The sequence below is a fragment of the Paraburkholderia nodosa DSM 21604 genome, from assembly GCF_000519185.1.
Taxonomy (GTDB): domain Bacteria; phylum Pseudomonadota; class Gammaproteobacteria; order Burkholderiales; family Burkholderiaceae; genus Paraburkholderia; species Paraburkholderia nodosa.
In genome coordinates this window covers 43,628-55,358 of sequence record NZ_JAFA01000050.1, presented here as the reverse complement: position 1 = coordinate 55,358, position 11,731 = coordinate 43,628, and the positions used below count along the sequence as shown (strand labels likewise).

The window sequence follows — 11,731 nt, the reverse complement described above, 5'->3', positions numbered from 1 at the left end:
CAGGCTGCTGACATCACCGGCGCGGGTAGCACCTTCGCAGCACCGATCTATACGAAATGGGCGGATGCCTATCAAAAGTCGGGCGGCGGCAAGGTCAACTACCAGGGCATTGGCTCGTCGGGCGGCATCAAGCAGATTCAAGCCAAGACGGTGGACTTCGCGGGCTCGGACGCTCCGCTGAAGGACGAGGATCTGGCCAAGGAAGGCCTGTTCCAGTTTCCGACGGTGGTCGGCGGCGTCGTGCCGGCGATCAACGTGCCGGGCGTGAAGCCGGGCGAGATCACCCTGTCGGGCCCGGTGCTCGGCGACATCTACCTCGGCAAGATCAAGAAGTGGAACGATCCGGCCATCGTCGCGCTGAACCCGAAGGTCAAGCTGCCTGATCTCGACATCGCCGTGGTCCGCCGCGCCGACGGCTCGGGCACCAGCTTCATCTGGACGAACTACCTCTCGAAGGTCAACCCCGAGTGGAAGAGCAAGGTCGGCGAAGGCACGACCGTGAGCTGGCCGACGGGCACGGGCGGCAAGGGCAACGACGGCGTGGCCGCCTTCGTGCAGCGTCTGCCGGGCGCGATCGGCTACGTCGAGTGGGCGTACGCCAAGCANAANCANATGGTCTACNCNGCNATGAAGAACGANNCGGGCGCNGTGGTTCAGCCGNNCACCGAAACGTTCAAGGCNGCGGCCGCNGGCGCGGACTGGAAGAAGTCGTTCTACCAGATCCTCACGAACGAGCCGGGCAAAGACGCATGGCCGGTGGTCGGCGCGACCTTCGTGCTGCTGCACACGGCACAGGACAAGCCGGACCAGGGCAAGGAAACGCTCAAGTTCTTCGACTGGGCGTTCAAGAATGGCACGCCGGCTGCTGACAGCCTCGATTACATCTCGCTGCCGCAGTCGGTCGTGAGCGAAATCAAGTCGCAGTGGAAGGAGAAGGTCAAGGACGCGAGCGGCAAGCCGATCGCTGAGTAAGCAAGGCGTCAGGCAAGCGTAAAAGAGGCCGCCGCGTGACGCGCGCGGCCTGTTCGCTTGTGGCTTGCCTGAATCCGCGCTGTCCATGAGGTGCCGCCCGCCTCCCGGCTGTCAGTGTTCACGGCCGGAAGCCGGGCGATCTGCAGTCCCACGGCTGCATCAACGTCGTGAGCCCCGCGCTTGCGGCAACTGGAACCCAGGTCACCATGTCCGACGTCCCGCTCGTGTCGAACCCGCCCGGCAACGCCGCGCAGCAAAAAGCGCCCAGCCCGGCAGGGGACATCATTTTTGGCGGCCTCGCACGCCTCGCCGCCATCGTCACGTTGTTGCTGCTCGGCGGCATCATCGTGTCACTGATCGTCGCCTCGTTGCCGACGATCCAGAAATTCGGTTTCGCATTCCTCTGGACTGCCGACTGGGATCCACCCAGCGAGCAGTTCGGCGCGCTCGTGCCCATCTACGGCACGATCGCCACCTCGATCATCGCGCTCGTCATCGCCGTGCCTGTGAGCTTCGGCATCGCGCTGTTCCTCACCGAGCTTTCGCCCGCGTGGCTGCGCCGCCCGCTCGGCATCGCCATCGAACTGCTCGCCGCGATCCCGTCGATCGTCTACGGTATGTGGGGTCTGCTCGTATTCGCGCCGATCTTCGCGCAGTGGTTCGAAAAGCCGCTCGGTTCGCTGCTGGGCGGCATGCCGATCGTCGGCGCGCTGTTCCAGGGCGCGCCCATCGGCATCGGCATTCTGTGCGCTGGCGTGATTCTCGCGATCATGATCATTCCGTACATCGCCTCGGTCATGCGCGACGTGTTCGAAGTCACGCCCGTGCTGCTCAAGGAGTCGGCCTACGGTATTGGCTGCACGACCTGGGAAGTGATGTGGAAGATCGTGCTGCCGTTCACCAAGACCGGCGTGATCGGCGGCGTGATGCTGGGGCTCGGCCGCGCGCTCGGCGAGACGATGGCCGTCACGTTCGTGATCGGTAATACGAACCTGCTCGACAACGTGTCGCTCTTTTCGCCGGGTAACAGCATCACCTCGGCCCTCGCCAACGAGTTCGCGGAAGCGAGCCCGGGCCTGCACACCGCCGCGCTGATGGAACTCGGCCTGATCCTGTTCGTGATCACGTTCATCGTGCTGTCGATCTCGAAGCTCATGTTGCTGCGCCTTGAAAAATCGGAGGGTGCGCGATGAGCGAACCGATGATGAAAATTCCAGGTGCGATTTACGGCACCGAACTGGATCGCATGCGCGACAGGCTGCAGCGCCGCCGCCGCGTGACCAACGCGATCGCGCTCACGCTCTCGCTCGCCGCCATGGCGTTCGGCCTTCTTTGGCTCGTGTGGATTCTCTACACGACGATTTCGCTCGGCATCGGCGGTCTTTCGCTGGATCTGTTCACGCAGTCGACGCCGCCGCCGAACACCGATGGCGGCGGTCTTGCCAACGCCATTGTCGGCAGCCTGCTGCTCGTCGTGATTGCAACGTTCGTCGGCACGCCGATCGGCATTCTCGCGGGTATTTATCTCGCGGAATATGGCCAGAAGGGCTGGCTCGCGAGCGTCACGCGCTTCATCAACGACATTCTGCTGTCGGCGCCTTCGATCGTCGTGGGCCTGTTCGTCTACGCGCTCGTCGTGGCGAAGATGGGCCACTTCAGCGGCTGGGCCGGCGCGATTGCGCTCGCACTGCTGCAGGTTCCGATCGTGATCCGCACGACCGAGAACATGCTCAAGCTCGTGCCGAACGCGCTGCGCGAAGCGGCCTTCGCACTCGGCACGCCGAAGTGGAAGATGGTGCTCTCCATCACGCTCAAGGCGTCGATCGCGGGCATCGTGACGGGCGTGCTGCTCGCAATCGCCCGTATCGCTGGCGAGACCGCGCCGCTGCTCTTCACCGCGCTGTCGAACCAGTTCTTCAGCGCCGACATGAATCAACCGATCGCGAACCTGCCGGTCACGATCTTCAAGTTTGCGATGAGCCCGTTTGCGCAGTGGCAGTCGCTTGCGTGGGCCGGCGTTTTCCTGATCACGCTGGGCGTGCTGGGTCTGAATATCCTCGCGCGCACGGTATTTTCGAAGAAATAAGGGCGGAGTTCCCGATGAACATGGCTGAGAGTCACCTCAACACCGCTGCGCACGGCAATGCGCCCTCCGCTGGGTTTGAACCTGCGGATCCCGCCCAGAACGCACGCCTGCCGGCGCTGGGCAAGCCGAAGATCGAAGTGAAGGACCTGAACTTCTTCTACAACAAGTATCACGCGCTGAAGAACATCAACCTGCAGATTCCCGAAGGCAAGGTGACGGCGTTCATCGGCCCGTCGGGCTGCGGCAAGTCCACGCTGCTGCGCACGTTCAACAAGATGTACGCGCTCTATCCGGAGCAGCGTGCCGAGGGCGAGATCCTCATGGACGGCGAAAACCTGCTCACCACGAAGCGCGACATCTCGCTCTTGCGTGCGCGTATCGGCATGGTGTTCCAGAAGCCGACCCCGTTCCCGATGTCGATTTACGACAACATCGCGTTCGGCGTGAAGATGTTCGAGAAGCTCTCGCGCCCGGAAATGGATGACCGCGTGGAATGGGCGCTCACCAAGGCCGCGCTCTGGAACGAAGTGAAGGACAAGCTCGGCCAGAGCGGCTACGGCCTCTCGGGCGGCCAGCAGCAGCGCCTGTGTATCGCGCGCGGCATTGCGATCCGCCCCGAAGTGCTGCTGCTCGACGAGCCATGCTCGGCGCTCGACCCGATTTCCACGGGCCGTATTGAAGAGCTGATCGCGGAACTCAAGAGCGATTACACGGTGGTGATCGTCACCCATAACATGCAGCAGGCCGCGCGTTGCTCGGACTACACTGCATATATGTACCTTGGTGAACTGATCGAGTTCGGCGACACCGAAAAGATCTTCATCAAGCCGGTCCGCAAGGAAACGGAAGACTACATCACCGGCCGCTTCGGCTAATCGGAGCAGGGAGCAAATCATGTCCGACAAACACTTGTCCAGCCAGTTCGACGCCGATTTGAACCTCATTTCGTCGAAGGTGCTCGAAATGGGCGGCCTCGTCGAATCGCAGATCATCACGGCAATGCAGGCGCTCAACGACTTCGACAGCGAGGCCGCCGCACGCGTGATCGCCGCCGAAGACCGCCTCAACACGATGGAAGTCGAGATCGACGAGGAGTGCAGCAATATCATCGCGCGCCGCCAGCCGGCCGCGCGTGACTTGCGCCTCGTGCTCGCCATTTCGAAGACCATCACGAATCTCGAGCGCGCCGGCGACGAAGCCGAGAAGATCGCCAAGCGCACCAAGCGCCTGATGGAAGACGGCGCTTCGCGCACCGTCAACATCGCCGAAATCAAGGTCTCGGGCGAAATGGCCGTGTCGATCCTGCGCCGCGCGCTCGACGCGTTCGCGCGCCTCGACACCGTGGCCGCCGCGCAGATCGTGCGCGACGACAAGGCGATCGACGAGGAATTCCGCGCGTTCGTGCGCAAGCTCGTGAGCTACATGATGGAAGATCCGCGCACGATTTCGGTGGGCCTCGATTATCTGTTCATCGCCAAGGCGATCGAGCGGATCGGCGACCACGCGAAGAACATCGCGGAATTCATCATCTACATCGTGAAGGGTACCGACGTGCGCCACAAGTCGCGCGACGCCCTCGAACGCGAAGCACTCAGCTAATTCAACAGGTAACAAGGTCAAGAGGTGCCGATGCCTAGCAGCATTCTCGTCATCGAAGACGAGCCCGCCATTTCCGAGCTGATTTCGGTGAACCTGCAGCACGCAGGCCACTGCCCGATCCGCGCCTACAACGCGGAGCAGGCGCAGAACCTGATCAGCGACGTGCTGCCCGATCTCATCCTGCTCGACTGGATGTTGCCGGGCAAGTCGGGTGTGAACTTCGCGCGCGACCTGCGCACCAACGAGCGCACGAAGCATATTCCGATCATCATGCTGACCGCGCGAGGCGACGAGCAGGACAAGGTGCTCGGCCTCGAAATCGGCGCTGACGACTACGTGACGAAGCCGTTCTCGCCCAAGGAGCTGATGGCGCGCATCAAGGCGGTGCTGCGCCGCCGCGCGCCGCAGCTCACGGAAGACGTGGTGGCGATCAACGGTCTGAAGCTCGATCCGGCCACGCACCGCGTGGCGGCCGCCGCCGAAGGCTCGGAAATCAAGCTCGATCTCGGCCCGACCGAGTTCCGCCTGCTGCACTTCTTCATGACGCATCCCGAGCGCGTGCACAGCCGCACGCAGCTACTCGACCAGGTGTGGGGCGATCACGTGTTCGTGGAAGAGCGCACGGTGGACGTGCATATCAAGCGTCTGCGCGCCGCGCTCAAGCCCGCTGGGTGCGATGCTATGATCGAAACGGTGCGCGGCAGCGGCTACCGTCTCGCCAAGAGCGCCTGAGCTGGATCCATGGCCGCGCCGCAGGGTGAATCACCGGGCGGCGCGGCCGTTTCACTGCCGCCGGTACTCGCGCGGTAGTCACTAGATGTCGCGTGCCCGCATCCGACCGTATTTATCTTCGATCGCAGGAACATGAACATCATCTGGGCGCGCTCCCTCGTATCGATCGTGTTGCTCGCGCTCATTTGCGCGGGTGTTGGCGCGATTTTCGGCGTCAAGATCGCGCTGAGCATCGCCGTGCTGGCGCTGCTCGCGCAAATGCTCTTCAGCACGTTTCACAAGCAGCGCCTCTGGCGCCTGCTCGACGCGCCGGTCTACGGCGAAGTGCCGAGCGCTCCCGGCATCTGGGGCGAAATCTACTACCGTCTGCACAAGCTCGCGAAGCGCTGGCACGCTCAGGTGCGCCAGGTGGAGCAGCAGCACTCGCGTTTCATCCAGGCGATCCAGGCTTCGCCCAACGGCGTCGCCATGCTCGACGACCACGACCAGATCGAGTGGTGCAACGCGATCTCGGAAGTCCACTTCGGCCTCGACGCCAAGCGCGACCTGCGCCAGCACATCACGCATCTCGTGCGTCAGCCCGACTTCGTGCGCTACCTCAATTCGCACGATTACAAGGACATGCTGATCATGCGCGGCATGGGCGCGAAGCGTCAGAACGTGATCTCGGTGCAGGTGTTTCCGTACGGCGAGAACCGCAAGCTCATCCTGTCGCAGGACATCACGGAACTCGAGCGCACCGACGCCATGCGGCGCGACTTCGTGGCCAACGTCTCGCACGAGCTGAAAACGCCGATCACGGTGCTCTCGGGCTTCCTCGAGACGATGCGCGAACTGCCGCTTGGCGAAGCCGAGCGCAACCGCTACCTGGAGCTGATGGAGCAACAGGCCTCGCGCATGCGCCACATCGTCACCGATTTGCTCGTGCTCGCCAAGCTCGAAGGCGAGGGGCGTCAGCCCGGCGACCATATGGTCGATATGCGCGCGGTGCTCGGGCACGTGCGCGAGGACGCCGAAAGCCTCTCGGGCGGGCATCACCGCATCACGGCCGATTTCGACGATGGATTGAGCGTCACCGGTTCCGAAACCGAGATCATGAGCGCGCTCGGCAATCTGGCGACCAACGCGGTGCGCTACACGCCGGACGGCGGCACGGTGCATCTGTCCTGGCGCGCGGAACACGGCAACGCGATATTTGCGGTCACCGACAGCGGCCTTGGCATTCCAGCCGCCGATATTCCGCGCCTGACCGAGCGCTTCTATCGCGTGGATCGCAGCCGCTCGCGCGACACGGGCGGCACGGGACTGGGCCTTGCGATCGTCAAGCACGTGCTGCAGCGTCACGACGCGGCGCTCGAAGTGAAGAGCGAGGAAGGGCGGGGCAGCACGTTCACGGTGCGCTTCCCGACCGCGCGCACGACGAGAAGGCAGCCGGCGCCGGTGTAACGAAACGCCCCCGCAATCGAAAAAGCCGCTTCATTCGAAGCGGCTTTTTTTTGCGTTCAGCGTGATCGATCCGTCAAGGCATCACGGACAGAACTTCGCCAGCAAGCTCAACTGTGCATTGCGCACGGCCTTGCCCGCCCGGCGGCGGCGATAGTGGCCGTCGCTTTGCATGAGCCACGCCGATTGATTGTCGCCGAGGAAGGTGGAAAGCCCTTCGGCGATCACGCGGCGCTTGAGCCTGCGGTCGTGAATCGGGAACGCCACTTCGACGCGGCGGAACAGGTTGCGATCCATCCAGTCCGCGCTCGACAGGTAGACGTCTTCCTTGCCGCCCGCATAGAAGTAATAGATGCGGTGGTGCTCGAGGAAGCGCCCGACGATCGAGCGCACCGTGATGTTCTCGGAGAGCCCGGGCACGCCCGGCTGCAGCGAGCACACGCCACGAATGATCAGGTCGATCTTCACGCCGGCCTGCGATGCTTCGTACAACTCGTCGATCACGGTCGGCTCGAGCAGCGCGTTCATCTTCGCGACGATGCGTGCCTTCTTGCCCGCGCGCGCGGCATCGGCTTCGTTGCGGATCGCCTCGATCATCTTCGGATGTAGCGTGAACGGCGACTGCCACAGATCGTGCAGCTGCAGCTCGCCGCCGATGCCCGTGAGCTGCTGGAAGACGTGGTGCACGTCCTCGCACATCTTCGGCTCCGAGGTCATGAGGCCGAAGTCGGTGTAGAGGCGCGCCGTGCGCGGATGGTAGTTGCCCGTGCCCAGGTGGACGTAGCGGCGCAGCACCATGCGCCCGTTCACGGGCACGCGGCGCACGATCAGCATCATCTTGGCGTGGCACTTGTGGCCCACCACGCCGTACACCACGTGCGCGCCCACGGCTTCGAGCTGGGCGGCCCAGTTGATGTTGGTCTCTTCGTCGAAGCGCGCGAGCAGCTCCACCACCACCGTCACTTCCTTGCCGTTGCGCGCGGCCTGCATGAGCGCGTCCATGAGCGGCGAGTCGGTGCCGGTGCGGTAGATCGTCTGCTTGATCGCGAGGACGTTCGGATCGTTGGCGGCCTGCAGCAGCAGTTCGAGCACGGGCTGGAAGCTCTCGTACGGATGATGCAGGAGCACGTCGCCCTGATCGATCACGTCGAACATGTTGCTGTTCGCGGCGATGCGCCGCGGAATGGCGGGCACGTGCGGCACGAACTTGAGGTCGGGGCGATCGACCATCTCGGGCAGCTGCATGAGCCGCACGAGATTCACGGGGCCATCGACGAAATAGCAGTCCTTTTCGTCGAGACCGCTTTCGTCGAGCAGGCGCTTCACGAGATGCGGGGGCGTTTCCGCCGACACTTCGAGCCGCACCGCATTGCCCAGGTGCCGCGCGGGCAGTTCGCCCTGCAGCGCCACGCGCAGGTTGGTGATTTCGTCTTCGTCGACGAAGAGTTCACTGTTGCGCGTGATGCGGAACTGGTTGCAGCTGCGCACGACGAGGCTCGGAAACAGCTCGCCCACGAAGCGCTGCAGGAGCGAGCCGAGCAGCACGAAGCCGTGCTGGAAGCCGGAAAGTTCCTGTGGCATGCGCACGAGGCGCGGCAGTGCGCGGGGCGCCTGCACGATGCCCATGACGGCCTGACGGCCAAAGGCGTCCTTGCCTTCGAGTTCGACCACGAAGTTCAGGCTCTTGTTGAGCACGCGCGGGAACGGGTGCGCGGGATCGAGCCCGATGGGCGTGAGAACGGGCAGCAGTTCGTCGAGGAAGTAGTTGCGCGCCCATGCGGTTTGCGCTTCGTTCCAGGCGTCGGTGCCGTGGAAGTAAATGCCTTCCTGTTCGAGCGCGGGTAGCACGGTGTCGTGCAGCATGCGGTACTGGCGATGCACGAGACGCTGCGCGCGCTCGACCACGAGGTCGTACACGTGCTGCAGCGACATGCCGTCGGGCGAGAGCACGCCCGGGTTGTCGCGCATCTGCTCCTGAAGCCCGGCCATACGGACTTCGAAGAATTCGTCGAGGTTGCTGCTGGTGATACAGATGAAGCGCAAGCGCTCCAGCAAAGGAACAGCGGGATCGGACGCCTGTGCGAGCACACGCTCATTGAATCCCAGAATGCCCAGTTCGCGATTGAGTAGGGGATAGCGGATGGACATCGGCAATGAAAACGGAATGTCAGGAATAGATTCGAACGGACGCTCGGAAATTCTCACAGTAATATGACTTTATTGTGACATTCGAAGTGTCATAAATTTTACGCCGCATTTTCACGAAATCGACAAGACGCGTTGCGAACATGCACCCTGGGTAAAAGTACCCATGGTCATGACCAATGCGAGGAGCGACATGGTGAAGTCGGCTACGCTTAAAATGACGCATTTGGACAGCGCGGCGGCGGAGCAACAAGCCCGCATGGCCGCGCGTTCGTCTCTGTATGCACGCATGGAGCCTGCCCCTTCGATGGTCACCAACCCCCAACTGCTTGCCGCCGTCGATCTCGGTTCGAACAGCTTTCGTCTGATCGTAGGCCGCGTCGAGGAAACCGACGCCGGCAGCCAGATCTACCCGGTGGACGCGCTGCGCGAACCGGTGCGCCTCGCGGCCGGCCTCTCGAGGGACAAACTGCTCGACCGCGCCTCGCAGGTGCGCGGCTGGGATGCGCTCAAGCGCTTCGGCGAGCGCCTGCGCGACTTCCATCCCGATCAGGTGCGCGCGGTGGCGACCAATACGTTGCGTGTCGCCAAGAACTCGCGCGAGTTCCTCACCGAAGCGGAAGCCGCGCTCGGCTTCCCGATCGAAGTGATCGCGGGGCGCGAAGAAGCGCGTCTCATCTATGCGGGCGCCGCGCACTCGGTACCGGCGAGCGCGGGCAAGCGCTTCGTGGTGGACATCGGCGGCGGCTCGACCGAGTTCATCATCGGTGCGCACTACACGCCGATCCGCATGGAAAGCCTCTATATCGGCTGCGTGAGCCATAGCCGGCAGTTCTTCCCCTCGGGCAACGTCGACGAGTACACCATGCGCCAGGCCGAACTCGCGGCCACGCGCGAAATCCAGATCATTTCCGCCGACTACCGCAAGACCGGCTGGGACCAGGCGATCGGCTCGTCGGGCACGGCGCGCGCGCTCGCGGAACTCGTCGAGGCGAACGGCTTCAACGATCCCGGCATCACGCACGGCATTTCGCGCGGCGGCCTCGAGCGCCTGAAGCGCGCGCTCATCAAGGCCGAGAACGTCAACCGGCTCAAGCTCGTCGCGCTCAAGCCCGACCGCATCCCAGTGCTGGCGGGCGGCCTCTCGATCATGATCGCGGTGTTCGAGGAGCTCGGCATCGACTATGTCGATACCACGGACGGCGCGCTGCGCCTGGGCGTGCTCTACGACCTGCTGGGCCGCTCGCAGCACGAGGACATGCGTACGGTCACGGTGGAGGGCTTCATGCGCCGCTACGGCGTGGATCGCGCGCAGGCGGGGCGCATTGGCGAGCTCGCCGTGAAGTTCTACGACCAGTTCGAGGAGCCCGACGAGGAGCGCCGCGAAGAGAACCGCATGTTCCTCACGTGGGCGGCGTCGCTGCACGAAATCGGGCTTTCCATCTCGCACAGTGCGTACCACAAGCATTCGGCCTACATCGCCAGCAACGCGGACATGCCCGGCTTCTCGCGCACCGACCAGGCGCGTCTCGCCGCGCTCGTGCTCGGCCACGTGGGCAAGCTCGGCAAGCTCTCGCAAACGCGCGATGTGGAATGGACGCTGCTGTTCTGTCTGCGCCTCGCCGCGCTGCTGACGCGCCGCCGCGCCGATGTCGGCCTGCCGCACATCACGGTCGAGGAGGAGGGGAACGGCTACGAAGTGCTGTTGCCCAATGCGTGGGTCCAGAACAATCCGCTCACCGATTACAACCTCGTTCAGGAGGCGGCGGAATGGGGCAAGATCGGCATTCCGTATCGCGTGGTCTATACGGAGGAGTGAGCGCCGCGTGCTGCGCGTCTCGCCGATAAAAAAGCCCGGCTCGTTTGTGAGCCGGGCTTTTTTTGTCCGCTGATTTTGCCCACCGATTTTTGCCGACTGAAGGGCGGGCGAGGCCTTAACGCGTGACGGCTTCGCCGAGGAAGTGGCGCGCGTAACGTTCGTTGATTTCCGAGAGCCGGAAGAGGGTGAGGAAGTCGGCGGTGTTGAAGTCGGGGTCCCAGGCGGGCGCACCGCAGATCTTCGCGCCAAGGCGCAGATAGCCCTTGATGAGCGGCGGCGGCACGGCGGGCGTCCCGGTGCGCAGTTCCTCGACGGGCAGCGGCGTGTGCGGGAACGCGCGGTATTCGGGCGCGGTCAGCGCGTCCGCGCCGATCGCGCAGTACAGGTTCGCTGCGTAGTGGCCACCGTCGGCCATGGCGACGCTCGCGCAGCCGAGCATCGTCTCGTAGCCGTTGTGCTGCATATAGCCGCCCAGACCGCCCCACAGCGACATGATGACCGAGCCGCTGCGGTAGTCGGGGTGCACGCACGAGCGGCCCACCTCGACCATTTTCGGGCGCAGATGTGCGAGGCGCGAGACGTCGAATTCGCTTTCGGCATAGAGGCGGCCGATGCGCGCCGCCTGGTGCGGCGGCAGCACGCGGTAGGTGCCGACGACCTTGAGCGTGTCGAGGTCGCGCACGAGCAGGTGGTCGCAGTAGGCGTCGAAGGCGTCGACGTCGAGGCCGGCGGGGCCCGTGAGGCGTGCGCCCATCTCTTCGGCGAAAACGCGGTAGCGCAGGCGCTGGGCTTCGCGCAGCTCCTCGTCGGTGCGAGCCCAGGCCACCTGCAGCCGATGCTGCGCGGTGACCGTTTCTTCGGCACGCGGCAAGCGTCGGTTCGACTCGAACAGCGTCGAGGCGAACGGCAGGGTGGGCGTCGGCATATCTCGCATG

General features: G+C 64.0%; 10 protein-coding genes. 8 read left to right on the top strand and 2 right to left on the bottom strand.

The genetic code is table 11. The features are described 5' to 3' along the window. The 7 genes from pstS to phoR all read left to right on the top strand — a co-directional run. Positions 1-972: phosphate ABC transporter substrate-binding protein PstS (pstS, locus tag A3CW_RS0139475; protein WP_028208457.1), on the top strand; the 972-nt coding region annotated here is incomplete at its 5' end. 206 nt (positions 973-1,178) lie between these two features. Further along, positions 1,179-2,165, top strand: coding sequence for a phosphate ABC transporter permease PstC (pstC, locus tag A3CW_RS0139470; protein WP_028208456.1), 987 nt, complete (start codon positions 1,179-1,181; stop codon positions 2,163-2,165). After that, entirely contained in the window at positions 2,162-3,058 is an 897-nt protein-coding gene (pstA, locus tag A3CW_RS0139465; protein ID WP_028208455.1) for a phosphate ABC transporter permease PstA, read from the top strand. The genes pstC and pstA overlap by 4 nt, the downstream gene beginning before the upstream one ends. A 20-nt stretch (positions 3,059-3,078) precedes the next feature. Continuing rightward, positions 3,079-3,933 carry a phosphate ABC transporter ATP-binding protein PstB gene (gene pstB / locus A3CW_RS0139460; protein ID WP_375542105.1) on the top strand — a complete coding sequence of 285 codons (855 nt, stop codon included), beginning with the start codon at positions 3,079-3,081 and terminating at the stop codon, positions 3,931-3,933. 19 nt (positions 3,934-3,952) lie between these two features. Next, a complete protein-coding gene (phoU, locus tag A3CW_RS0139455) occupies positions 3,953-4,657 on the top strand; it encodes a phosphate signaling complex protein PhoU (protein WP_028208453.1) in 705 nt (234 codons plus the stop codon). Positions 4,658-4,687: 30 nt separating this feature from the next. Continuing rightward, positions 4,688-5,389 carry a phosphate regulon transcriptional regulator PhoB gene (phoB, locus tag A3CW_RS0139450; protein WP_028208452.1) on the top strand — a complete coding sequence of 234 codons (702 nt, stop codon included), beginning with the start codon at positions 4,688-4,690 and terminating at the stop codon, positions 5,387-5,389. A 132-nt stretch (positions 5,390-5,521) separates the two neighbouring features. Beyond that, positions 5,522-6,835, top strand: a complete 1,314-nt coding sequence (phoR, locus tag A3CW_RS0139445; RefSeq protein ID WP_028208451.1) for a phosphate regulon sensor histidine kinase PhoR — start codon at positions 5,522-5,524, stop codon at positions 6,833-6,835. An 81-nt stretch (positions 6,836-6,916) separates the two neighbouring features. Here the strand turns inward: phoR and ppk1 are convergent, their stop codons facing one another. After that, positions 6,917-8,980 carry a polyphosphate kinase 1 gene (gene ppk1 / locus A3CW_RS0139440; RefSeq protein WP_028208450.1) on the bottom strand — a complete coding sequence of 688 codons (2,064 nt, stop codon included), beginning with the start codon at positions 8,978-8,980 and terminating at the stop codon, positions 6,917-6,919. Positions 8,981-9,194: 214 nt separating this feature from the next. Between ppk1 and ppx the strand changes: the two genes are divergently transcribed. Then, positions 9,195-10,796: an exopolyphosphatase gene (gene ppx, locus A3CW_RS0139435; RefSeq protein WP_407669811.1), complete on the top strand. Its 1,602-nt coding sequence runs from the start codon at positions 9,195-9,197 to the stop codon at positions 10,794-10,796. A gap of 115 nt (positions 10,797-10,911) precedes the next feature. On the opposite strand, the gene A3CW_RS0139430 is transcribed toward ppx, so the two are convergent. Continuing rightward, complete coding sequence (locus tag A3CW_RS0139430; RefSeq protein ID WP_028208448.1) at positions 10,912-11,730, bottom strand: GNAT family N-acetyltransferase; 819 nt, start codon at positions 11,728-11,730, stop codon at positions 10,912-10,914. Between the last annotated feature and the right edge of the window lies 1 nt (position 11,731).

Coding starts and splice junctions, on each gene's coding strand:
- pstC (WP_028208456.1), top strand. CDS start 1,179: ATGTCCGACGTCCCGCTCGTGTCGAACCCGCCCGGCAACGCCGCGCAG.
- pstA (WP_028208455.1), top strand. CDS start 2,162: ATGAGCGAACCGATGATGAAAATTCCAGGTGCGATTTACGGCACCGAA.
- pstB (WP_375542105.1), top strand. CDS start 3,079: ATGGCTGAGAGTCACCTCAACACCGCTGCGCACGGCAATGCGCCCTCC.
- phoU (WP_028208453.1), top strand. CDS start 3,953: ATGTCCGACAAACACTTGTCCAGCCAGTTCGACGCCGATTTGAACCTC.
- phoB (WP_028208452.1), top strand. CDS start 4,688: ATGCCTAGCAGCATTCTCGTCATCGAAGACGAGCCCGCCATTTCCGAG.
- phoR (WP_028208451.1), top strand. CDS start 5,522: ATGAACATCATCTGGGCGCGCTCCCTCGTATCGATCGTGTTGCTCGCG.
- ppk1 (WP_028208450.1), bottom strand. CDS start 8,980: ATGTCCATCCGCTATCCCCTACTCAATCGCGAACTGGGCATTCTGGGA.
- ppx (WP_407669811.1), top strand. CDS start 9,195: ATGACGCATTTGGACAGCGCGGCGGCGGAGCAACAAGCCCGCATGGCC.
- A3CW_RS0139430 (WP_028208448.1), bottom strand. CDS start 11,730: ATGCGAGATATGCCGACGCCCACCCTGCCGTTCGCCTCGACGCTGTTC.